The sequence below is a fragment of the Undibacterium sp. MH2W genome, assembly GCF_049340215.1.
Lineage (GTDB): Bacteria > Pseudomonadota > Gammaproteobacteria > Burkholderiales > Burkholderiaceae_D > Undibacterium.
On the sequence record NZ_JBMPPA010000003.1, the window covers coordinates 322,174 to 347,023 of the forward strand.

The 24,850-nt window shown below is 48.0% G+C and carries 18 protein-coding genes; 8 read left to right on the forward strand and 10 right to left on the reverse strand.

What is annotated here, in order from left to right; genetic code table 11:
• Positions 1–11: 11 nt before the first annotated feature.
• The 7 genes from ACO0K2_RS09405 to dapC form a co-directional block, all read right to left on the reverse strand.
• Positions 12–2,000 carry an ATP-binding cassette domain-containing protein gene (locus ACO0K2_RS09405; protein ID WP_423018038.1) on the reverse strand — a complete coding sequence of 663 codons (1,989 nt, stop codon included), beginning with the start codon at positions 1,998–2,000 and terminating at the stop codon, positions 12–14.
• A gap of 166 nt (positions 2,001–2,166) precedes the next feature.
• Positions 2,167–3,069 carry a 50S ribosomal protein L3 N(5)-glutamine methyltransferase gene (prmB, locus tag ACO0K2_RS09410; RefSeq protein WP_423018040.1) on the reverse strand — a complete coding sequence of 301 codons (903 nt, stop codon included), beginning with the start codon at positions 3,067–3,069 and terminating at the stop codon, positions 2,167–2,169.
• 22 nt (positions 3,070–3,091) lie between these two features.
• The gene (dapE, locus tag ACO0K2_RS09415; protein ID WP_423018042.1) at positions 3,092–4,219 is read right to left on the reverse strand and encodes a succinyl-diaminopimelate desuccinylase; all 1,128 of its coding nucleotides are present in this window, start codon (positions 4,217–4,219) and stop codon (positions 3,092–3,094) included.
• Positions 4,216–4,608, reverse strand: coding sequence for an arsenate reductase (locus ACO0K2_RS09420; RefSeq protein WP_423018044.1), 393 nt, complete (start codon positions 4,606–4,608; stop codon positions 4,216–4,218). The genes dapE and ACO0K2_RS09420 overlap by 4 nt, the downstream gene beginning before the upstream one ends.
• Before the next feature lie 29 nt (positions 4,609–4,637).
• Positions 4,638–5,780, reverse strand: coding sequence for a PilT/PilU family type 4a pilus ATPase (locus tag ACO0K2_RS09425; protein ID WP_423018046.1), 1,143 nt, complete (start codon positions 5,778–5,780; stop codon positions 4,638–4,640).
• Positions 5,781–5,847: 67 nt separating this feature from the next.
• Positions 5,848–6,675 (reverse strand): 2,3,4,5-tetrahydropyridine-2,6-dicarboxylate N-succinyltransferase, encoded by an 828-nt coding sequence (gene dapD, locus ACO0K2_RS09430; RefSeq protein WP_423018048.1) that lies wholly within the window; start codon positions 6,673–6,675, stop codon positions 5,848–5,850.
• Positions 6,676–6,889: 214 nt separating this feature from the next.
• Positions 6,890–8,113 carry a succinyldiaminopimelate transaminase gene (dapC, locus tag ACO0K2_RS09435; RefSeq protein WP_423018050.1) on the reverse strand — a complete coding sequence of 408 codons (1,224 nt, stop codon included), beginning with the start codon at positions 8,111–8,113 and terminating at the stop codon, positions 6,890–6,892.
• Between the two features lie 503 nt (positions 8,114–8,616).
• Here dapC and ACO0K2_RS09440 point away from each other — a divergent pair.
• The 6 genes from ACO0K2_RS09440 to def all read left to right on the forward strand — a co-directional run bounded on the left by ACO0K2_RS09440 (position 8,617) and on the right by def (position 18,173).
• Positions 8,617–9,219, forward strand: coding sequence for a hypothetical protein (locus ACO0K2_RS09440; protein WP_423018052.1), 603 nt, complete (start codon positions 8,617–8,619; stop codon positions 9,217–9,219).
• 308 nt (positions 9,220–9,527) lie between these two features.
• Positions 9,528–13,052 (forward strand): chromosome segregation protein SMC, encoded by a 3,525-nt coding sequence (gene smc / locus ACO0K2_RS09445; RefSeq protein WP_423018054.1) that lies wholly within the window; start codon positions 9,528–9,530, stop codon positions 13,050–13,052.
• Positions 13,049–14,227: a cell division protein ZipA C-terminal FtsZ-binding domain-containing protein gene (locus ACO0K2_RS09450; protein WP_423018056.1), complete on the forward strand. Its 1,179-nt coding sequence runs from the start codon at positions 13,049–13,051 to the stop codon at positions 14,225–14,227. Before smc ends, ACO0K2_RS09450 begins: the two co-directional genes overlap by 4 nt.
• A gap of 12 nt (positions 14,228–14,239) precedes the next feature.
• On the forward strand, positions 14,240–16,627 hold the full coding sequence (gene ligA, locus ACO0K2_RS09455) for an NAD-dependent DNA ligase LigA (RefSeq protein ID WP_423018058.1): 2,388 nt from the start codon (positions 14,240–14,242) through the stop codon (positions 16,625–16,627).
• Between the two features lie 3 nt (positions 16,628–16,630).
• Complete coding sequence (gene galU / locus ACO0K2_RS09460; protein WP_423018060.1) at positions 16,631–17,506, forward strand: UTP--glucose-1-phosphate uridylyltransferase GalU; 876 nt, start codon at positions 16,631–16,633, stop codon at positions 17,504–17,506.
• A gap of 169 nt (positions 17,507–17,675) precedes the next feature.
• A complete protein-coding gene (def, locus tag ACO0K2_RS09465) occupies positions 17,676–18,173 on the forward strand; it encodes a peptide deformylase (RefSeq protein WP_423018062.1) in 498 nt (165 codons plus the stop codon).
• A gap of 124 nt (positions 18,174–18,297) precedes the next feature.
• Here the strand turns inward: def and ACO0K2_RS09470 are convergent, their stop codons facing one another.
• The 3 genes from ACO0K2_RS09470 to map form a co-directional block, all read right to left on the reverse strand.
• The gene (locus ACO0K2_RS09470) at positions 18,298–19,044 is read right to left on the reverse strand and encodes a pseudouridine synthase (RefSeq protein ID WP_423018064.1); all 747 of its coding nucleotides are present in this window, start codon (positions 19,042–19,044) and stop codon (positions 18,298–18,300) included.
• Positions 19,045–19,210: 166 nt separating this feature from the next.
• A complete protein-coding gene (locus ACO0K2_RS09475) occupies positions 19,211–21,760 on the reverse strand; it encodes a [protein-PII] uridylyltransferase (protein WP_423018066.1) in 2,550 nt (849 codons plus the stop codon).
• A gap of 15 nt (positions 21,761–21,775) precedes the next feature.
• Positions 21,776–22,594, reverse strand: a complete 819-nt coding sequence (gene map, locus ACO0K2_RS09480; RefSeq protein ID WP_423018068.1) for a type I methionyl aminopeptidase — start codon at positions 22,592–22,594, stop codon at positions 21,776–21,778.
• A gap of 340 nt (positions 22,595–22,934) precedes the next feature.
• Between map and rpsB the strand changes: the two genes are divergently transcribed.
• Entirely contained in the window at positions 22,935–23,681 is a 747-nt protein-coding gene (gene rpsB, locus ACO0K2_RS09485) for a 30S ribosomal protein S2 (RefSeq protein ID WP_423018070.1), read from the forward strand.
• 136 nt (positions 23,682–23,817) lie between these two features.
• On the forward strand, positions 23,818–24,699 hold the full coding sequence (gene tsf, locus ACO0K2_RS09490; protein WP_423018071.1) for a translation elongation factor Ts: 882 nt from the start codon (positions 23,818–23,820) through the stop codon (positions 24,697–24,699).
• The last annotated feature ends 151 nt before the right edge of the window (positions 24,700–24,850 follow it).

Below are 24,850 nucleotides of genomic sequence, written 5' to 3' on the forward strand. Positions count from 1 at the left end.
ACGCTGTGGTGTTACTCGACCGCTTCTAAAAACTCTTGCTGTTCAAGCCAGTCTGCCTCAGTAGAATCAAGCTCTTTCACGACGTAAGCCTGATCCATCAGCAAGCTTTTAAGCTTTTCTTTATTGGCGTCACTGTAGATATCACTATCTTCCAATTGGGCATCAATTGCTGCTTTCTTCGCGTTCAGTTTTGCCATTTGCTCTTCGAGCCGTTTGATCCGCGTTTCTATCGGCTTGCGCAAATTAGCAAGACGTTGGCGTTCATCGGCATCCCGTTTACGCTGCTCTTTATCATCGATCTTGGTGGCGGGGACGGGCTTTGCTTGTGGCAGGGCAGCTTCTTTTGCTTTTGTCTTCTCTGGCAAAGAAGGGCTCGCTTCTTTTTCTAATTTGTTTTTAAACAGCCAATCTTTGTAATCATCCAAATCGCCGTCAAACGGTTGCAACTTGCCGTCGGCCACGATGATAAATTGATCCGTTGTTGCTCGGAGCAAATGACGATCATGGGAGACAACGACCAAGGTGCCTTCAAATTGCGCTAAGGCTTCTGTGAGTGCTTCTCGCGTTTCTAAATCCAAATGGTTGGTCGGTTCATCGAGTAACAGCAAGTTCGGACGCTGCCATACGATCATCGCCAATGCCAAACGCGCCTTTTCGCCGCCTGAGAATGGTTTAATGGGGCTTGTTACCATCGTGCCGGGGAAATTAAATCCACCTAAGAAGTTACGCAATTCTTGCTCGCGGACAGTAGGGGCGATGTGCGCAAGATGCCATAGCGGTGATTCATCGTGGCGAAGCATCTCCACTTGGTGCTGCGCAAAATAACCGATCGACAAGCCCTTGCCTGTTTGCATGACGCCAGACAGAGGAGGGATGTCGCCGACGATGGTTTTGATGAGCGTTGATTTACCGGCGCCATTGACACCCAACAAGCCAATACGTTGACCAATTTGGAGAGAAAATTTGACGTCGTTAACAATCCGACGTTCGGTGAAGCTGTGATCCGTTTCAGATTCAATACGGTAGCCGCAATCAACATCTTCCATGACCAGCATCGGATTAGGTGCACTCAGTGGCTCGCGGAATTCAAAAGAAAACTCAGCGGCGGCTCGTAATGGTGCCAACTCTTCCATTTTCGCCAAGGCTTTAATCCGACTTTGCGCTTGTTTGGCTTTGGAGGCCTTCGCAGCAAAACGGCTAATGAAGGATTCTAAATGCGCGCGTTTGCGGTTTTGCTTTTCAATTGTGCCAGCAGCAAGGATTAATTGTGCAGCACGTTGACGTTCAAATGCTGAATAGTTACCAGAATAACGTTTAAGTTTGCGTTCATCGATATGCACAATCACGTTCGCAACACCATCAAGAAAATCGCGATCATGGGAAATGATAATCAGTGTGCCTGCATAGCGTTTGAGCCAGTCTTCCAACCAAATGATGGCATCCAAATCCAGATGGTTTGTCGGTTCATCGAGCAGCAATAAGTCTGATTTGCACATCAACGCTTGGGCAAGGTTGAGACGCATACGCCAACCACCCGAAAAGCTAGCGACAGGGCGCTCAAGTTGATCAAGTTGGAAACCGAGACCAATCAATAATTGCTCGGCGCGAGAACGCACCGTATAGGCATCTGCGTCGGCCATTGCACCATAGAGATCGCCAATGGCGATACCGTTTTCGTAGCTCTCTGGTTCCGCCTCAAGTGCAGCTAATTGCGCTTCTAATTTACGCAACGTTACGTCGCCATCAATCGCATAATCAATGGCTGAACGTTCGAGTGGTGGCGTTTCTTGCGCGACGTGCGCCAATTGCCATTTTGCTGGGAATTCGATGCTACCCTGATCTGGATGCAGTTCCCCGCGTAGCATGGCAAACAGGCTGGACTTACCCGCACCGTTAGAGCCGATTAGACCAATTTTATCGCCGGGGTTAAGTGTGACATCGACGCTGTCAAATAACGGCTTGGTGCCGCGGGCGAGGATGACTTGCTGCAAACGTATCATATAAACTTAAAAATGAGGGGGTATTTCGCTTCTTGCCACGAAGGTAGGCAATCAGTAAGCGGCTCTGACAGATTTTCTGTAGGAAGATATGTCAATAAAAAACGGGCAAATGCGTTCTTTGCCCGTATTACTTCAGTATTGCAATGATGGTCGTAATTTTACATGGTTATGCAGCAAAATTCGCTAAATCCCGTGCTTCGACCAAAAATACCATGTCATCACCAGCGCTGGTGGAGAGCCAAGTCATGTTCAAATCAGGGAATGCCGCTTCAGTAAACGCGCGTTCATTACCAATTTCGACCATCAACAAGCCATCTTCCGTTAAGCGCTGAGCTGCACCTGCGACGATTTTTCGTACGAGATCCATGCCATCTTCACCACCCGCAAGCGCGATTTGAGGCTCGTGCAGGTATTCTTGTGGCAGTTTTGCCATGGAACCTGAATTGACGTAGGGTGGGTTGGTGATAATTAAATCATATTTCTTGTCAGGAACATTGGTGTATAAGTCGGATTCAATGAGTGTGATCCGGTCTTCCAATTCATACGTCGCCACATTGCGTTTAGCAACCTCTAAGGCATCTTTGGAGATGTCAACGGTATCGACATGGGCAAATTGGAACATATCCGCCAACATAATTGGCAAGCAACCTGAGCCAGTGCAGAGCTCAAGGATGTTGCTGATACCGTCCGGGTCGGTGACCCATGGTGAAAAATGTTCTGGAATAAGTTCAGCGATAAACGAACGTGGCACGATGACGCGCTCGTCGACATAGAAATTATATGTGCCAAGCCACGCTTCGTTGGTGATATACGACGCTGGGACGCGGTCTGTGGCCCGACGTTCGATCACACGTAAAACAGCATCGATCTCGTTGGTGAGCAATTTTGCGTCCAAAAAAGGATCGATTTTGTCCAAGGGCAAACTTAATGTGTGCAAAATCAAATAGGCAGCTTCATCAAGCGCATTGGCACTACCGTGGCCAAAAAAGAGCTTTTCTTTGTTAAAGCGAGTGACTGCATAACGCAGCAAGTCGCGAATCGTAATGAAAGTGGTTGCAGGTGTTGTCATAGTGCATTTCCTCGTCAGCAAATTAAGTCAGCAGATTTTCTAATGTGCGACGGTAGATATTTTTAAGTGGATCGATATATTTGACTTCAATATGTTCATCGATCTTATGAATGCTAGCGTTCGGTGGGCCAAATTCCACGACTTGCGGACAAATCTTCGCGATAAAACGGCCATCAGAGGTACCACCAGTCGTCGACAATTCTGTGTCGATACCTGTCTCAGCGCGAATTGCTGAGGCGAGAGCATCACTCAATTGTCCCTTGGGGGTTAAGAAAGGATGACCACCAATTGTCCACTTCAAATCGTACTGAAGCTGATGTTTGTCGAGAATGGCGTGGACACGTTGTTGCAAGCTCTCTGCAGTGCTCGCTGTACAAAAACGGAAATTGAAGTCAATGACTGCATCTCCCGGGATCACATTTGATGCGCCTGTTCCTGAGTGGATGTTCGACATTTGCCACGAGGTCGGCAAATAATACTCATTTCCTTCGTCCCATACTTCAGCGACCAATTCGGCCATCGCAGGCGCAAAGAGATGGATCGGATTTTTGGCAAGTTGCGGGTACGCGATATGACCTTGAACGCCTTTGATCGTTAATTTGCCGGACATGGTGCCACGACGACCATTCTTGATCGTGTCACCGAGCGCGTCGACTGATGTGGGCTCACCGACGATGCAGTAGTCGAGCTGTTCGCCACGTTCTTTCAGTTGGTTACAAACCACGACGGTGCCATCAGTCGCTGGTCCTTCTTCGTCGCTGGTGATCAGAAAACCAATTGAACCGTTGTGGTTCGGGTGTGCAGCAACAAATTCCTCGGTGGCGACGACAAATGCTGCAATCGATGTTTTCATATCGGCGGCACCACGACCAAACAACTTACCGTCGCGATGTGTTGGCGTGAATGGGGCAGATTGCCATTGTGCGACCGGACCTGTCGGTACCACGTCGGTATGCCCCGCAAAGACGACAAGCGGTTGTGCCGTGCCACGGCGTGCCCACAAGTTGGTGACATCACCAGACTGGATCGTTTCGCAGGTAAAGCCCAATGGCTCCAGCAACGAAATCAGCGTGCGTTGGCAGCCTTTATCTTCTGGTGTGACAGAGTCAAGGGCGATCAATTGCTCTGTCAGGGCAAGCGTTTTACTCATGTTAATGTGCCGAAAATAGTTTGAAACTGATCTGCTGAAAAGCCAACAGACACATGTTGAACCCCGCCATTCTTCTCAATTTGCAAGACAGGGCGTTTGACGATCGATGGTTGAGCAAGGATCAATGCGATCGCATTTGTTCGATCGCTAGCGGATGCTTTTTGTTCATCCGTCAGTGCGCGCCAGGTTGTTCCTTTGCGGTTGATCAGTGTTTCAAGCGGTACGTATTGCAACCACTGCTCGATAACCGAGCTGGTTAAGCCTTGCTTTTTAAAATCATGGAACAAAAAATCGTGCCCTTGCTCTTGGAGCCAAGTACGTGATTTTTTTACGGTATCGCAGTTCGGAATACCAAATACGATGATCTGTCGTGACGATAACGCAGTCATTAAATACCTATAGATATACAGTGTTACGGTTATACGTTTAACGTAAATTCAGTAAACGACGCCTCTTCTTTTGCGTCGGGCTCTGGCTCCGGTGGAGGAGCCATTCCTGAAGCCGCTTCGTTATTGAGCAACCATAAAAGATTATTCGCAGAGTCAGCGTTGGCCAGACCCTCTTCTTTCGTAATCAGACCATCTCTGATCAGATTCATGAGCGCACGTTCAAATGTTTGTGAGCCTGGTGACAAGCTTTTTTCAATGGCTTCTTTAATCTGAAAGATATCACCTTGCTCGATCAACTCAGAGACATAGCGCGTGTTGAGCATGATTTCAACCGCAGGGCAACGACCACCATCGACTGAGCGAATTAAGCGCTGAGAAATGATAGCGCGCACCGATGATGCCAAATCAAGCAGTAAGGCAGTGCGGTTTTCCATCGGGAAAAAGCTGATGATACGGTTCAATGCTTGATAACTATTGTTAGCATGCAAAGTTGCAAGGACGAGATGCCCAGACTGTGCGTAGGCAATCGCTGCAATCATTGTTTCTAAGTCACGGATCTCACCAATTAAAATACAGTCGGGCGCCTGACGCAGAGAGTTCTTCAACGCCGTTTTCAGGCTTTCTGAGTCAGTACCGATTTCCCGTTGGTTGACGATCGATTTTTTACTACGGAACAAATATTCAATCGGATCTTCCAAAGTCAAAATGTGGCCCGTTTTGACTTCATTCCGGTAGTCCAGCATGGAGGCAATCGTGGTTGACTTGCCTGAGCCTGTTGCGCCGACGACCAGAATCAATCCCCGTTTTTCCATGATGAGTTCTGACATCACAGGAGGAAGATTGAGCGAATCGAGTTTAGGAATATCGCCCGGAATAAAACGAAATACGGCTGATATAGAGCCACGCTGACGGAATGCCGACAAACGGAAACGCCCAATACCTGCCGCGCCGATACCGATATTGAGTTCATTTTCACGAGCGAGCACTTCCATATCCTCTGGAGCAACAACTTCACTCAATAGTGCAAAAATATTGGCCTGATCCATTTTCTGTTGATTAATTGGCAGAAGGTTGCCATTAATTTTCAGATGGACGGGCGAATTCATTGCGAAAAACATGTCCGAAGCACGTTTTTCTTTCATGAGTAGGAATAATCGCTCCATCGCTGCCATAGTGCTTCCTTTGAAAACAAATCTCTGTATTGAATTGGTGTGACGATTCAGTGCAAGTGTTAAAACCTTAAGCGCCGCGCAGGAGTTCGTTAATACTTGTTTTGGAGCGTGTTTGTGCATCGACACGTTTAACGATCACTGCACAGTACAAGCTATATTTGCCGTCAGCAGAAGGTAAGCTACCAGACACAACAACGGAACCGGATGGCACGCGACCATAACTGACTTCGCCAGTGGCACGGTCATAAATTTTTGTTGATTGACCGATGTAGACGCCCATCGAAATCACTGAATTCTCTTCAACGATGACGCCTTCAACGATTTCCGAACGCGCGCCGATGAAGCAGTTATCTTCAATGATGGTTGGATTTGCTTGCATTGGCTCCAAAACGCCACCGATACCTACGCCACCGGAGAGGTGGACATTTTTACCGATTTGCGCGCAAGAACCGACTGTAGCCCACGTGTCGACCATGGCGCCTTCATCGACGTATGCGCCGATGTTGACGTAGGAAGGCATCAAAACGACATTTTTTGCGATAAAGCTGCCACGACGTGCGACTGCTGGTGGGACGACGCGGAAGCCGCCTTTCGCGAAATCTTCGGCGGTGTAATTTGCAAATTTTGTGGGCACTTTGTCGAAGAATTGCATGTGATCGCCAGATGGCATGCAGATATTATCTTCGAGGCGGAATGACAACAATACGGCCTTTTTAACCCATTGATTAACGTGCCATGCACCATCGATTTTCTGTGCGACACGCAAACTGCCGCTATCTAATTCGCTCAGTACATGCGCAACGGCTTCGCGCACTTCGGCTGGCGCGGATTTTGGAGAAAAGTTGGCACGGTCTTCCCAAGCTTGGTCGATAATTTGCTGTAATTGTTGAGTCATGGTGGTTCTTTTTAATTGAAATTAATTTCGTGAAGGTATGTCCGGAACTGCTTAAAAGACTTGCTTTGCACTTGTGATGCTATGTTGCAAGATATTATGTGGATGGCATGTTGTTGTCATCCACAATTTTTGGTTATTTCAGGCAATCCGGTGAATTTAGAGTATTAAAGACAAACTTTTTTGAAAAATACAATCGCTATTGGTTGATCTTTGATTAATTTGACAACTCTTTGCAGAATTGAACAATACGTTGCGCGGCTTCGAGGCATTCATCAACCTCAGCAACAAGCGCCATCCGGATTCTGTTCTCACCGGGATTGATACCATGGGCTTCTCGCGCCAAATAACTGCCAGGAAGAACGGTGACATGGTATTTTTCATACAGCTGTTTCGCAAATTCTGTATCGCTAATACCATTGAGATGATCTACTTTTGCCCACAGATAAAACGCGGCATCTGGCAATTTCACATCCAATACTTCTTCTAATAGTGGAGTAATCTGGGCAAATTTTTTGACGTACTTGGCACGATTTTCTTCGACGTGTGTTTCGTCATTCCATGCATCAATAGACGCTGCTTGAATCACGGGGCTCATCGCGCTGCCATGGTACGTGCGGTATAGCAGGAAGTTTTTGATGATTTCTGCGTCACCAGCCACAAAACCAGATCGCATGCCAGGGACATTGGAGCGCTTCGATAAACTGGACAGGGTGATCAACCGAGGGAAATGGGTTCTTCCCAGCTGCTGGGCCGCTTGCAGGCTACCAAGAGGGGCTTCTTCTTGGAAATAGATTTCTGAGTAGCATTCATCGGCAGCGATGACAAATCCATAGCGATCGGATAGATCAAATAATTCTTTCCAATCTTCAAGCGTTAAGACCGCGCCTGTTGGATTTCCTGGGGAGCAAACGAAGAGCAGTTGCACGCGTTGCCAAATTTCCTCTGGGATGCTGCTGTAGTCTGGGGCGAAATTCCGCGCGGGATCAGAGTTTGCAAAATAGGGCTCTGCACCGGCTAAGTAAGCAGCTCCCTCATAAATCTGATAAAACGGATTCGGACACAAAATTAACGGTGCCCCAGCGGTGGAATCGTTGGTATTAATGATGGTTTGTGCAAGTGCAAACAGCGCTTCACGTGAACCATTGACTGGCAAAATTTGTGTCGCTGGATTCGGTGCCGGAATTGCATAGCGGCGCGCAATCCACTGTGAAATAGATTGGCGAAGTGCTTCAGATCCAGAGGTAGCGGGGTAGCTTGCAAGCCCATCTAAGTGATCGACCAATGATTGCTTAATGAAGGCAGGTGTTGGATGCTTTGGTTCACCGATACCGAGGCTGATGGGGCTGTATGCAGGGTTGGGTGTTACACCAGCGAACAAACGTTTCAGTTTTTCGAAGGGGTAGGGTTGTAATTTCGTCAGATGAGGGTGAAAAGCCATTTTTAATTTTCTATCTGTTTTGTCTGCGCGCGCGTCACCGGCAGTGAATGAGTTGAACCAATGATTACACCGTCATTATAGCTCTACCGAGATTCTTAAGAGCGGGCGTTTCAATGGAAAGCTCGAACAAAGTTTGGTCAATGCGATACCTTGTCTGATTTACTTCCTATTTCGATTGAAAAAACAGCGAAATCTCTCAAATCAGGTGCGCGTATGGCGATCGATATCCTTGGGGTAGAGTGTTGACCTCTCAGTTGTTGCAGTGAATCTACAACTTGATACATAGGCGTGCAAAAGCTTTACAACTGCGTTCTTTTGCCTGCTTTTTCGATCGATTACTATGTTGACTATTTTGCTTACATTCGGCTAGCTTGGGGTAAAATTGCTGCCGAGAAGAGTTTATAGACGAATTGCAAAGATACGTTAATACTCATTTTGCAATTTTCAGGCGCGAAGTCTGCGTTCAAATCGACATCGAAATTAAGTGGTTTAAAAAAGAGGACATGATGAATAAGTTGAAAACACTGTTGGTGAGTTCCGTAGTGGGTGTTGTGATTGCAGGTTGTGGCGGTACTTCGTCCGCGCCGATTGGTGGTACGTTAAAAGGCTTGTCAAGCGGCTCCACCGTGCAATTGTTGAACAACGGGATCAACCCAATCGTGTTAAGTGCTAACGGTTTCTTCACCTTCCCGGTGACTATTTCTGCTGGCGGTAGTTACGTCGTGACCGTTGGAACGCAGCCTGTAGGTGAGGCGTGCAACGTGACCAATGGTGTTGGTGTCGTTGATTCGAATGGCTCTTCTGTGTCAAACATCGTCGTCAACTGTGTTGCTAGCACGAACAGTAACAATATCGTTATTGGAAACCTCTCAGGGCTGCCAACAGGTGATTTCGTCACATTGACCAATACGTCGACAAGTGGAACGGATACGCTCACATTGAATGTGAATGGTGATTTTGCTTTCCCAACGGCAGTGGTGACTGGTGATACCTACAGCGTTAAATTACAAAGCGAGACATCAGGACTCAATTGTACTTTGGCAAACACCACTGGTACGATTCCAAAAACAGGTCCAATCACAAAAGTGCAGGTATCCTGTAGTTAATCTCGTGAACCATGGGGTGTGGCCGCGCTGGCAAGTCTGACTTCGGGTGAGGTCTGTGCTGGTGTTGGCTCGTCCCTATTGCACATCTCTCATTGACGTTTTTCCGTTGAGTCTCGCCTTTTGGTTGGATATAAGTTTTTGTTGCACGTTTTTTGGCTTTTCTTGGGCGATGCGGTGTCGTAAGTGTCATAAATTTGCTGTTCAAATGGTATGATGCAAAGATACTAGCCAAGGTTCTATTCTGCGCTGTGTCACTCTGTGAGGCGTGTGAGTAGATATGATTGCAAAAGATAATTAAATTTCATTAAGTGCGATTAACTTCTATTAAATTGTCGGGATTCAAATCTTTTGTTGATCCCACTCATTTTCAGGTTCCAGGGCAACTGGTCGGTGTAGTTGGACCGAATGGTTGCGGAAAATCCAACATCATCGATGCGGTGAGATGGGTGCTGGGCGAATCAAAAGCGTCCGAACTGCGCGGCGAGTCCATGCAGGACGTGATCTTTAATGGTTCAACGCACAGAAAGCCGGCGGGACGCTCATCAGTTGAGCTCGTATTTGATAATAGCCTCGGCAAAGCTGCAGGGCAGTGGAGTCAATATGGTGAGATCGCCGTCAAACGTACGCTGACACGTGACGGTACTTCCACGTACTACATTAACGGACAACCAGTCCGTCGCCGTGATATTCAGGATATTTTCTTAGGTACAGGTCTTGGTCCTCGCGCTTATGCGATTATTGGTCAAGGCATGATTTCTCGCATCATTGAAGCCCGCCCTGAAGAGTTGCGTATCTTCTTGGAGGAAGCCGCAGGCGTCTCCCGGTATAAAGAGCGACGCCGTGAAACAGAAAATCGCATTCACGATACCCATGAAAACTTAGTTCGTGTTGACGATATTTTGCGCGAGTTAAATAGTAATCTCGAAAAACTTGAAGCGCAGGCGGTGGTGGCGAATAAGTTCCACGAGCTGCAATCTGACCAAGAAGAAAAACAAAAATTACTGTGGCTCTTGCGCAAAAAAGAAGCAGCGAACGAGCAGCAAAAGTATTTTGCAGAAATCGAAAAGACACAACTCGACCTCGAAGAGCATACAGCGAAATTACGCCATATTGAGCTTGAGCTCGAGCAAATGCGACAAGCGCATTATGCTGTTGGCGATCGCATGCACCAGGCACAAGGAAATCTGTATCAGACCAACGCAGAGATCGGCAGTCTTGAAGCGCAAATTAAATTTGTGATTGAATCGCGCTCTCGTTTACAGTCTCAATTGCATTCGCTTACAGCACAGCGAGAACAATGGCAGACACAGAGCCATCACCTGCAAGACGAATTAGCCGAAGCGGAAATCCACGTTGAAGAACTGGCGATGCGTGCTGAACAGGCACAAGAAATTGCACACTCACACGCTGATACGTTGCCTGCGTTGGAACAAGCGTGGCGGGAATCGCAGCTCAAAACAACCGAGTCGCGTGCGAAGATCATGCAAATGCAGCAGCAGATCGAGCTTGAGTCTGCGCATCAGCGTAACGCGTCAAATATTCTGAATTCCTTAGCCTCGCGCAAAGAACGTTTGCAGCAAGAGAAGCAAGGACTGGCATTACCCGATTCTACGCATCTGGAAAATCTTGGCTTTCAGCTTGAAGAAAAGAAACAGGTGCTCGAAGAGCTGTCTCTTCAACTAGAAGAGGCACAAGAACAACTACCGCTGCTCGAAGAAGAGCGCAAAACGGCGCAAACGCAAGTCAATCAAGATACCTCAGAACTGGCACAGTTAGAGGCGCGTCTTCTGGCATTGAAGCAATTACAGGAAAAAGTCCAGACACAAGGCAAAGTTCAGCCTTGGCTGGAAAAACATGAGCTCGGCGGATTGCCAAAGCTGTGGCAAAAGTTGCAAATCGAAGCAGGCTGGGAAACGGCGCTGGAGTCTGTGCTTCGTGAACGCACAGCCTCACTTGAAATGTCAAATTTGGATTGGGCGAAGGCATTTTTCAGCGATGCGCCACCCGCAAAGCTGGCCGTCTACAGCCCACAAATTCACGCCGAGCAAGCGGCACCCGTTCCTGGCTTAAAGCCGTTCGTGAGTCTATTGCAGTTGAACGACGCTGGCGTGCGTAGCCTGATGCAAGATTGGCTTCATCAGATTTATGTTGCCGACGACGTGACAGCCGCATTTGTTGATCGTAGTAAGTTACCAGTCGGCGCTTCTTTTGTGACGCGCCAAGGCCATGTGATCTCGCGCTCAAGCGTTCGTTTTTACGCCTCTGATTCCGAGCAAGATGGCGTGCTCGGTCGTCAGCAAGAAATCGACAATATCGGCAAGCAATGCCGGGCGAAGCAGTTACTGGCAGATGAAGCGAAAACGCGTGCTGTCAGAGCCGAAGCGGCCTATGCGCAGGCAAACCAGCAGTTGCAAGAGCTGCGCCAACGTGTTTCAACAATGACGCAAACGAATCATAGTTTGCAAATCGAGTACATGAAGCTGGCCGAAGTGCAGACGCGATTTAATCAGCGTAGCTCCCAAATTGGAAACGATCTTGCAGAGATCGCGGCACAGGAAGCAGAACAACATCAAATTCGCGCTGAATCTGAGCAGAAATTCGAGCAGTTAGACATCGAACTCGCGGAGTTGCAAGAGTCCCATGAGGATGGTCAGACTGCCTATCTCGAAAAAGAGCAGATACTGAACAACGCGCGCCAACGTCTGCGCGAGTTAGAACTTGCCGCGCAAGAAGCTGCTTTCGCCGAGAAATCTCATCGTAGCAAGATGGAAGAGATGCGTCGAAACATCGCAACGGCGCTAGAGCAATCGGCACAGTTGTTCGCCAGTATGCAGCAAGGTCAACTGGAGCTTGAATCCATGAATGACCAAACGGCACAAGCTGGGCTACAAGATCTATTGGATAAGCGTACTGAACAAGAACGCGCTCTCGCCGATGCGCGACACGAGCTCGATCAACTCACGCAGCAATTGCGTCAGTTTGAAGACAGTAAAACGCAAACGGAACGTGGTTTGCAGCCGCAACGGGATCGCATCGTCGAGTTGCAATTGAAAGAGCAAGCTGCACGCCTCTCGCAAGAGCAATATGCTGAGCAATTACGTAATTTCGAAGTCGACGAAGAGAAGCTGTCCGAAAAACTGCATGCCGATTTGAAGCCGTCCTACCTGCAAGGCGAGGTGACGCGCCTCACCAACGCGATTGCCGCTTTGGGTGCTGTGAATATGGCGGCGCTTGACGAATTAGCGCAAGCGAAAGAACGCAAGACCTTCCTCGATTCGCAACACGCTGACTTAACCGAGGCAATCACGACACTGCAGGACGCGATTCATAAGATTGACATCGAAACGCGTGAGTTATTACAAGATACTTTTGACAAGGTTAATCATCACTTTGCCGAATTGTTCCCGATCCTATTTGGTGGTGGTCAGGCAAAGTTAATCATGACGGGCGATGAGATTCTGGATTCTGGTGTGCAAGTGATGGCACAGCCGCCAGGCAAGAAAAACGCAACGATTCATTTGTTGTCGGGTGGTGAAAAAGCACTGACGGCAACGGCACTTGTGTTTTCGATGTTCCAGCTCAATCCAGCGCCATTCTGTTTGCTCGACGAGGTTGATGCCCCACTCGATGATTCAAATACCGAGCGCTTCTGCAAGATGGTGAAGCGTATGTCGTCGAATACCCAATTTTTATTTATCTCCCACAACAAGATTGCAATGGAAATGGCACAGCAACTCATTGGTGTCACCATGCAAGAGCAGGGGGTTTCTCGAATTGTGGCGGTGGACATGGAGTCCGCTGTCAATTTTGCTACTGAGGTTCAAGCGGCATGACCGATTTTCAAATAAGTTTATTAATCGCTGGCGGCACTATTCTCGTCGGTGTCGTTATTTTTAACAAATGGCAGGAATACAAAGCAAAGAAGACAGTGGAAAACGCGTTTTCGGATGGGCATGATGACGTACTGCTCCACCCTGATGCGCCTGCGAGCGTTGTACAAAGGCACGAGCCCGTATTTGATGATGCAGCGTTGGTAGAGCCAGCAGTTAAACGTGACGCCACACCTGTTCAAAAAGACCGTGCAGCAACAAATGAGTCGGCAGGTGCTGCGGTCACGGATTCACTTGGCTTGGAGGCGGATGAGGCAACTCATGCGATGGATTCTGATGCTGTGCAGGATGAAGAGGTGTCGACTCCGCCGGTGACGCACGTTCGTGAATTGCCCGTGGATGAATTAATCGATTGCGTGATTCCCTTAGAGTTTGACACGCCCATTCGTGGCGAGAAAATTCTTGGCGAAATCGCCGAGCTCAAGTATGTCGGAAAAAAACCAGTTCATTTTATCGGACAAAGTGTCGACGGCTCTCAAGATGTGATTTCGATTGGCGGCGCATATACGACGCTTTTTGCAGGAATTCAAATGGTGAGTCGCAGTGGACCGCTCAATGAATTAGAGTACTCTGAATTCATCATGAAACTCAGAGGCATTGCAGATAACCTCAATGCCCATCCTGACATTCCAGACATGAACAAAATCATCGTTCATGCGCGTGAACTCCATCAGTTTGTTGCCGAGCACGATGCGCAATTGAGTGTGAACGTCTCTTCCAACGGCGCACCGTGGGCACTCAACACCTTACTCGCTGCACTAGAGAAAATGGGCTTTGATCAGCGCCCTGATGGTCGCTTGATGATGCCGGACGGGGATGGTGGCAGTCTCTTTACCTTATCAACTAACGTGGATGTGAGTGAAGTGATGACCTCGCGCCTGACGTTGCTGTTGGATGTGCCATGTGTTGCACCTTCGCGTGATAGTTTTGGTGCGATGGCGGCGTGTGCACGATCATTGGCAACTCGTCTTGGCGGTACAGTTGTAGATGATGGAAATCAGCCAATTTCTAAAGCGGCTCTCGATGAAATCGCTCTGCAGGTCAATGAATTTTATGGTGCAATGGCCGAAGCACAAATTCCCGCCGGCTCTGTCCGTGCCCAACGCCTGTTCAGTTAAGTTCTCTGAGTCATGCAAAACGATTTATTTGATGACGGCAGCTTAGCTGCCGGGCATGTCCTTTCATCGGACGAACGACGCGCGCAATACCTACGCGCCGAGCTTGAGCGCCATAGTCACGCCTATTACGTGCTTGATGCGCCAAGCATTCCCGATAGCGAATACGATAAATTATTCCTAGAGCTACAGCGGTTAGAAGAGGCAAATCCAGCTCTGAGAACCCCCGATTCCCCCACATTGCGTGTCGGTGGTGCACCATTGGCTGAATTCGGTCAAGTGCAGCACGCTGTTCCGATGTTATCGCTTAACAATGCATTTGAAGATGAAGACATCCACGCGTTCGATCGCAGAGTCAGTGAGGGGCTGAACGACACCAGCGGCATTGAGTACGCCATCGATCTTAAATTTGACGGCTTGGCGATCAACTTACGCTATATCAACGGGATTTTTCATCAAGCAGCGACCCGCGGTGATGGTTTTGTTGGTGAAGATGTTACGGAGAATATCCGAACGATTCGTAGCATCCCGTTGCGTCTGAATACACCAAATCCACCATCCGTACTTGATGTTCGCGGAGAAGTGTTGATGTTTAAAGCTGATTTTGCTCGGCTGAATCAACGTCAACGCGATGCGGGTGCGAAAGAGTTTGCCAATCCACGCAATGCCGCAGCAGGTAGTTTGCGACAACTGGATTCAAAAACGACTGCCCAGCGACGTTTGCGTTTTTTTGCTTACGGGATTGGCTCCCTGGAAGGTGCGCAAAAACCTGATTCTCATCGAGCGCTGCTCAATTGGTATAGGGAGATGGGTATTCCTGTCTGCGATGAACATGCCGTCGTCACGGGTGCGACTGGATTACTTGCATTTTATCGTCAGATTCAGGTTAAACGACCGACACTGGCTTACGAAATTGACGGCGTCGTTTATAAGGTCAATGATTTTGCGCAGCAGGACGAGTTGGGCTTTGTCTCTCGCGCGCCGCGTTTTGCCATTGCCCATAAGTTTCCTGCTGAAGAAGCGATGACGGTTGTCCAAGGAATTGATATTCAAGTGGGTCGTACTGGTGCGCTGACGCCTGTTGCTCGCCTTGCGCCGGTATTTGTAGGTGGCGTCACGATTACTAATGCCACATTGCATAATGAAGATGAGATTCGCCGTAAGGATGTGCGTATTGGCGATACTGTCATTGTCCGTCGTGCTGGCGACGTGATTCCCGAGGTGTTGGCGATCGTCCCTGAACGTCGTCCAGATCCCGCACCTGCGCCATTTGAGATGCTAAAACAATGTCCGGTATGTGGCTCTCATGTTGTGCGGGAAGAAGGGGAAGCGATTGCACGTTGTACGGGCGGTTGGTTCTGTTCTGCACAACGTAAAGAAGCACTACGTCACTTTGCAGCACGTAAGATGATGGATATTGACGGTCTTGGTGAACGCTATATCGAAAACTTAGTTGATTTTGATTATGTGCGTAGCATTGCCGATCTATATTGTTTAAAGTTGGACGATTTACTCGACATGAAGCGTCGCGCAGACGAGCGCGAGGGCGTGACTCCTGAGACAGTTTTGCAAGGGAAAATCGCGACGAAATGGGCAGAAAATTTAATCGAGGCAATTCATGCAAGTAAGCAGCCTCCAATTGAGCGGCTCTTGTTTGCCCTGGGTATTCGGCATGTCGGCGAGTCCACTGCAAAGACACTCGCTGAATGGTTGGGGAGCCTTGCTCTCATTCGTCGCGCACCCGTCAGCTTATTCCGTGTGTTGCCAGATATTGGCCCCGCCGTTGCGGAAGCCATTGCTGATTTCTTTTCTGAGGAAAAAAATCAACTCGCATTAGATGCCTTGTTAGCCGCAGGAGTCGTACCGCAAGGCGAACATTTACCTTCTGCAAAGTTGTTACCGAAGTTGGATATCGCAGTACTCTTAGCTGCACTGGCAATTCCAAAGCTGACGCCCACACGTTGTAAGCAATTGCAGGATCGCGGTACGACCTTGTCGATGCTTGTCGAGATGGCGGGTGGCGGTTTCATGCAATCTGGATTGCCGGCGGATGTGAATTCGGCGTTGCAGGACTGGTTGTCGGTATCGGCGAATATAGACCATGTGCGTCAATTAGATGCGTTGCGTACTGAATTAGTCGGTAAAATCCCAGCAGTCGTTGAATCCGAGGGCGTGCTCTCGGGTAAAACCTTCGTGTTAACCGGCACACTGCCAACACTTAGCCGTGATGAGGCGAGTGCAATGATCGAGGCGGCGGGTGGTAAGGTCTCAGGTTCTGTCTCAAAAAAAACGAGTTATGTTGTTGCTGGTGAAGAAGCTGGCAGCAAGTTATTAAAAGCGCAGGAATTAGGTGTCCCTATCTTAACGGAAGCAGATTTGCTTCAACTTTGTCTTCGGAGCTGAAAAATGAGAAAAATTACAAAAGCGGTGTTCCCAGTCGCAGGTTTGGGGAGTCGCTTTCTTCCTGCAACCAAAGCACAACCAAAGGAGATGTTGCCGATTGTTGATAAGCCATTGATTCAATATGCGGTGGAAGAAGCGGTTGAAGCAGGTATCACCGAAATGGTGTTTATCACGGGTCGTAACAAGCGGGCGATTGAAGATCACTTTGATAAAGCATATGAATTAGAGAGTGAACTTGAGGCTGCAGGTAAAGAGGCTTTACTGGATTTAGTTCGTAATGTCATTCCTAAAAATATCAATTGCATTTACATTCGCCAACCTGCCGCACTTGGTTTGGGGCACGCGGTATTATGCGCTCGTCCAGTAATTGGCGATGATCCATTTGCTGTGTTGTTGGCAGATGACTTGATGGATGCAGATCCAGGTGCAGCGTCTGTTATGGCGCAAATGGCAAGGCAGTATGAGCAAGAGGGTGGAAGTATCATCGCGGTGCAGGACGTGCCGCGTGAATTCACACGTCAATACGGTATCGTCAGTGGTGCTGCATACAAAGATCGCCTAGAACGTGTTCAAGCGATTGTTGAAAAGCCGATGCCAGATGTCGCACCATCTACACTGGCTGTGGTTGGTCGTTATATTTTATCCGGTCGTATTTTTTCTTATCTCGAGAATTTGGGAAAAGGCTCTGGTGGCGAGATTCAATTGACGGATGGTATCGCCGCTATGCTGAAGGATTTTCCGGTCTATGCGTATCGCTCTGAAGCAACCCGCTACGATTGTGGCTCCAAACTTGGCTATTTGAAAGCAAGCGTTGCGTTAGGATTGAAGCACAAAGAAACCAGTGCAGAATTTTCTGAATTTTTAAACGGGTTGAAATAATCGTTTTATCGGTGCTGAGTGCGACCTAGTCGGTTAGTACTGATCGTGAAGCGACGTTGTAAAATGCGGTACAGATAAGCTATCTGGCCGCATTTTTTTCGTTGTACGCTCTCAGAATTGTGACGAGCACCAGCAATAGAACGTTGACGGAGGAGAAAGGAACAATGCAATGATTCATCCGATTTTAAAGATGGGCGACGACCGATTACTGCGTGTGGCGCAAAAAGTAACCACCTTCGATACGCCTGAGTTGCACCAATTGATTGCCGATATGTTCGAAACCATGGTTGATGCCAATGGCGTCGGCCTTGCTGCCCCTCAAATCGGGGTTGATCTTCAAATCGTGGTCTTCGGATTTGACGATAATCCACGTTATCCTGACGCACCAGCAGTGCCTCGGACAGTATTGATTAATCCAGTATTAACGCCCTTATCGGATTTGCAAGAAGATGGGTCGGAAGGGTGCCTGTCTGTTCCTGGAATGCGTGGTCAAGTTCCACGCTGGACCAGCCTGCGATATCAAGGTGTTGATCAGTTTGGAACCCTAATTGAGCGCGAGGTAGATGGATTTCACGCGCGGGTGGTGCAACATGAATGTGACCATTTAAACGGGATTTTATATCCGATGCGCATCAAAGACATGACGCAGTTTGGATTTGTTGAATAGGCCTGACGCAAAACGACGACGGTCGTTATTGATTGCGATAGAGTGGATGAGATGATGTTGTGGGGCGAGTGATGCAGACGATCACTGAACCAAATCAGCATCGTCTGCATCCTTATGCTTGCGATTAAAACAGCTCGTCTTCGCGCATGTAGCGCCACTGTCCTTCAGGCAAATTGCCTAGCCTTACTTTGCCGATACGCACCCGTTTGAGTCCTAGAACTTTCAAACCGACCATTTCGCACATCCGGCGGATTTGACGTTTTTTACCTTCACGTAAAATAAAATTAAGCTGGTCTTCGTTTTGCCAAGTGACCTTTGCTGGCAGCAATTTTTTGCCATCTAAACTGAGGCCGTGATTTAAGCGGCGCAGCTCATGATCTGGCAATTTTCCACCAGGGATATAGTGGACGCGGACGAGGTATTCTTTCTCAACGACTGTGTTTTCACCAATCAGATGTTTTGCCACGCGTCCATCCTGCGTTAAGACAAGTAGCCCTACAGAGTCGATATCGAGTCGACCAGCCGGTACGAGACTGCGCAGTTGAGTGGGATGAAAGACAGTATCGACCTTATCTTCGGACCAGCGGTTTTCAGGCTTGATGAGAGCAACGGCTGGTGTATAGCCGTCTTCCGCCTGGCCACTGACGTAACCAACCGGCTTATTAATCAAAATCGTGACACGCTTTGATTGTTCCGCGGCAGCCTGGCGCTCTACCGTTACTTTTTGGTGGGGGAGTACTTTACTGCCGAGTTCGCTGATGATTTTGCCATCAACGCGGACCCATCCTCGCGCTATCCATTCATCCGCCTCACGGCGTGAGCACAATCCTAGCTCGGACATGCGTTTCGAAAGTCTCACTAAATCTGTCATTTGTATCTGTCTATCTTTCTATCAATGTATCTATGTTTCTATGTATATCTTCGTATCGACATTTTCTTTTTTACGCTCTCAACCGCTGTCGACGTTGACGAAATGAAGCGTCAGTTATCCGTGGTGTATTGTTGGCGTGGCGATTAATCGCACACAAGAAAATACCCTAAACACGAAGCGCATCAAGTAAATCCGTCTCGAATTGAATCTGCGTTCGTGCTACCTGTAATGCTGGACCATCGACAATAAAGACGTCTTCCACCCGTTCGCCCAGCGTCATAATTTTTGCGGTGTGCAGATTAATTTTGTATTTGGTCAGCACTTCGGCAATCGCATACAGCAAGCCATTTTTGTCGTTGGCAGAAATGGATAGCAAGAAGTATTGTCCTTTGTCGTCAGGGCGTAAATCTACGGTCGGCACAATCGGAAAGCTACGCGACATCCGAGACAAGCGTCCCTTGTTGGGTGGTGATAAGGGCGTTTGCTTCGCCAGAATCGCACTGAGTTCGTGCTCAACCAAGTTAATGATGTCGCGGTATTGATGGGCAAATGAAGGCTCTGTCACCATAAAGGTATCCAGCGCATACCCGTTTTTGCTTGTATGAATCTTGGCATCTAAAATGCCGAAATTTTTACTATCAAAATAATTGCAAATACGTGCAAACAAGTCTGGCTGATCTTTCACATAGACCGTGACTTGCAAGCCTTCACCAATGGGCGATAAGCGGCATTTCACAACGGGTGTCGGGCTATCGATCTTGTCGTGTAAAACACGGGTTTGCCACGCAATGTCCGAGGCGTCATGACGCAAAAAGTACGCCACATCCAGTTGCTGCCAAAAGCGTTCATGTGCATCCGGCGCGATACCAATCAATCGTAACGCTTTCAGCGCTTCTTCTTGGCGATTTTTAAGCTCTCGATCTTTCGACGGTGCTTCGCCGCCGAGAACGCGCAAAGTCATTTTATACAGGTCTTCGAGCAGCTTACCTTTCCAGCCGTTCCATACCTTTGGACTCGTACCTCGGATATCGGCGACAGTTAGCAAGTAAAGTGCTGTCAGGTGGCGTTCGTCTTTGACCAGACGGGCGAAGTCTTTAACGACGTCCGGATCAGACAAATCTTGCTTCTGGGCGACGTGCGACATCGTCAGGTGGTTTTGGACCAGGAAAACGATGAGTTCTGAGTTGGCGCGGTTTAATCCGTGGTCATAGCAGAATTTCTTCGCATCAGACATGCCGAGCAATGAGTGGTCACCGCCGCGCCCTTTAGCGATATCATGAAACAGCGCTGCGATATACAGTACCCACGGCTGTGTAAAATTCGCCATTAACTGACTACAGAAGGGGTATTCGTGCGCATGTTCGGGCATCGTAAAACGACGGATGTTACGAACCACCATCAAAATATGCTGATCTACCGTGTAAGCATGAAATAAATCATGTTGCATTTGCCCGATAATGCGACGGAAATTCGGCAAGTAACGTCCCAAGATACTCATTTGATTCATGCGGCGTAGCGCATGAGTGATCCCTTGAGGCGATTGCAGAATTTGTAGGAAGAGGGCGCGGTTGAAAATATCATGGCGGAATTCCGCATCGATTAACAAACGAGCATGCCACAACGCACGAGAGGTCCGCGCGGTCATCCCTTTCAACTCAGGATGCTTTGCCATCAGCAAAAATACTTCCAGTAAAGCAGATGGAGACACTTCAAAGGTGTCGTCACGTGCAATATCAATGAAACCGTTTACTTCGTTGAACCGTTCATTGATTGGTCGCGGCACAGAGGGTTGCGGGAACAAGACTGCTTCGATATTTTGCAACAAAATCAGATTGAGCTGCGTTACCGCTTTGGCCGCCCAATAATACCGCTGCATTAAATATTCACTAGCGCGCCGAGATTCGGTGGTTTTAAAACCGAAGGACTCAGCGATCGGCGTTTGAACATCAAAAATGAGGCGATCTTCGCGGCGTCCGGCGTGAATGTGCAGACGAATACGGATATCCTTAAATGCACGTTCGTTCCGTTTTAGCTGCCGACCCTCAGTGTCGGTAATCAGACCACGGTCGGCCAGTTCCCGCCAAGAATTACCAAGATTTGCTGCTTTTGCGACCCATAAAATAACCTGAAGATCGCGCAGGCCACCAGGACTCTCTTTGCAGTTCGGTTCGAGGCTGTAAGGTGTATCTTCGTATTTAACGTGACGTTGGCGGAGCTCAAGTAATTTTTCTTGAAAGAACTTTTGAGGGTTCATTGCTTCGGCGTAACGTTCTTGCAGCTCCCAAAACAACTTCCGGCTGCCCGTAATCAACCTCGCCTCAAGCAGGCTCGTTTGCACCGTAATATCTGCGGCTGCTTCTTGCAAACATTCTTCGACCGTGCGAATGCTATGTCCGATGTCGAGCCCAATATCCCAGAAGAGTTGCACAAGGCTCTCTAGCTTCTCACGATCCGCTTGCTCAGGGGTCTTATGGAGAAGGATGAGTACGTCGACATCAGACTGAGGAAATAGTTCGCCTCGACCATAACCACCGACCGCAACCAAAGAGAATTCTTTCGGCAACTGAAAGTGCTTCCAGACTTTTTCAAGAACATGGTCGACGTTTCGGCATAAATCGTGCAGCAGTTGCTCTGCTTTATGGTGCTCGGTGAATGCTTTAATCACCGCTGCCTGATTGGCCTTGATTTCTTCTTTGAATGCGAGGGCGGGTAGCATTGTGCAGTCAGTGGCTTATGAAGCTTGGTTGAGTTTGATGAACGCTGGAATTGGTGGGTAGCCGGCAGAAAGTGTCAGCACTTCATAGCCAGTTTCTGTCACCAACACAGTATGTTCCCATTGCGCGGAGAGACTTCTGTCTTTGGTGCGAATGGTCCATCCATCACCCATTTCGCGAATTTCGCGACGACCTGCATTAATCATTGGCTCAACGGTAAAAACCATGCCGGCTTCTAAGCGTTCCATCGTGCCTGGCTTACCGTAATGCATTACTTGTGGCGCTTCATGGAAAATTTTACCGATACCGTGGCCGCAGAATTCACGCACGACGCTGTAACCTGCTTTTTCTGCGTGCTGTTGAATCACATGACCGATATCACCTAAATGCGCACCTGGTTTGATTTTGTCGATCCCAAGCCACATGCATTCGTAAGTAATTTCGCTTAAGCGCTTGCTCAAGATGGATGGTTCGCCGACCAAGAACATGCGGCTAGTGTCGCCGTGATAGCCGTCTTTAATGACGGTAATATCGAGGTTAACGGAGTCGCCACTTTTCAACACTTTGTCGCCTGGAATGCCATGGCAGATCACATCATTGACAGAGGTGCAGATTGCTTTTGGGTAGGGGGTATATCCTGGTGGGCAATAATTGAGCGGCGCAGGGATTGTGCCCTGTACGTTCACCATGTATTCGTGACACAAGCGGTCTAATTCACCTGTCGTGACGCCAACTTTAACAAACGGGGTAATGTAATCGAGGACTTCAGAGGCGAGTTTGCCGGCAATGCGCATGCCTGCGATATCTTCGGCGGTTTTGATTGAGATGGATTCCATAGTTCTTCTTCTTGATAATGACGCCCGCTGCCATCGTTAAGTCGGCGTTACACTGAATCAACAGTTTGTAAGGGCAAGCAAGGCGCTAAATATAAAAATTGCCAGAGGCTACTAAAAACAGAATTATAGACGAGGAAACAGGTCCCCGCAGTGTTCGGTGAAAGAACTTGCTTGAGAAAGTTCATTGTTTCATAGTAGAATAGATGGTTAGCTTACAAACGAATACAAATTCATTGCAAGTTAATTAAATTCTTATCAATCGAATCCGGTCGAAAAGGGTGTCTTTAGATATGTATCCGAAGATCACTGGCTGGATTCAAGACCTAACCCTGGAGTTATTATGTCTGTAACAATGCGTGAAATGCTGGAAGCTGGTGTGCACTTTGGTCACCAAACTCGTTTTTGGAATCCAAAAATGGCGCCGTACATTTTCGGTCACCGCAACAAAATTCATATCGTTAACTTGGAAAAGACATTGTCTATGTACCAAGAAGCGATGAAGTACATCCGTCAATTGTCCGCTAACCGTGGCACAGTATTGTTGGTTGGTACAAAGCGTCAATCTCGTGAAATCATCGCTGCAGAAGCTCAACGCGCAGGTATGCCTTTCGTTGATCAGCGTTGGTTGGGTGGTATGCTGACAAACTTCAAAACAGTAAAAACATCAATCAAGCGCTTGAAAGACATGGAAGTTGCGATTGAAGACGGTTCTGTTGAGAAGTTGTCCAAAAAAGAAGCGTTGATGTTCCAACGTGAAATGATCAAGCTGCAAAAATCGATCGGCGGTATCAAAGATATGGGCGGTATTCCTGATGCAATTTTCGTGGTTGACGTTGGTTACCACAAAGGTGCAATCACTGAAGCTGCTAAATTGGGTATCCCAGTGATCGGCGTAGTTGATACTAACCATTCTCCAGAAGGCGTTGCTTACATCATTCCTGGTAATGATGACTCTTCTAAAGCAATTTCTTTGTACGCTCGTGGCGTAGCTGACGCGATCCTCGAAGGCCGTGCAAACGCGGTTAACGAAGTTCTGGAAGCTGTTAAGCCAGGCTCTGATGAGTTTGTAGAAGTTGAACAAGCGTAATAGTTTGTTTATGTAAATACGTCTTGAATTGCTTCGGTAATTCAAGACAAAAAAATGGGGCAACTGTCGTTCGCCCTTTTTTTTAAACAAAATTTGATGAATGTGCTGTTTCAGCACTACTGATTAGGAGAATGACATGGCAGCGATTACAGCAGCTTTAGTTGGTGCTTTGCGTGCAAAGACTGATGCACCAATGATGGAATGCAAAAAGGCTTTGACAGAAGCTGATGGTGATATGGATCGTGCGGAAGAGATTCTGCGTGTAAAACTGGGTAGCAAAGCATCCAAGGCAGCTTCCCGTGTTACTGCAGAAGGCGTTGTTGCTTCTTACATCTCCGGTAACGTTGGTGCATTGGTTGAAGTTAACTGCGAAACTGACTTCGTTACTAAAAATGACGACTTCCTGGCAATGGCGAACACAGTTGCAAAACTGATCGCTGAACACAACCCAGCAGATATCGCTGCATTGGGCGCTTTGCCACTCGATGGCAAAACAGTGGAAGAAGTACGTGCTGCACTGGTTGGTAAAATTGGTGAAAACATGTCTTTCCGTCGCTTTGCTCGCTTTGAAACGCCAGCAAAGTTGGTTTCTTACCTGCACGGCACACGTATCGGCGTTATCGTTGAATTCGACGGTGCTGATGAGCAAGTAGGTAAAGACGTTGCGATGCACATTGCTGCGATGAAACCAGTTTCCCTGTCTACTGAGCAAGTGCCTGCAGATTTGATCGCTAAAGAGCGTTCAGTTGCAGAGCAAAAAGCAGCAGAATCAGGCAAACCAGCTGATATCGTTGCAAAAATGGTAGAAGGTTCTGTTCAGAAGTTCTTGAAAGAAGTTTCCTTGTTCAATCAGCCTTTCGTTAAAAACGACAAGCAAACTGTTGAGCAAATGCTGAAGTCTGTTAATTCTTCTGTTAAAGCATTCACTATGTATGTTGTTGGTGAAGGTATTGAGAAGAAGGTTGATGATTTCGCTGCTGAAGTTGCTGCGCAAGTGGCAGCAGCAAAGCAAGCATAATCAGGCGTTATTCGAAACGGGCCGAAAGGCCCGTTTTTTTAAGCCTAGAGGAAATAAATTGCGTAGAGTTAATGTATCTTGAATCATTCTTAAGCAGTGTTTTTCTGTGGTGTCGTGAATGTGATGTATGTTGTTTCAAATAAGAACGATG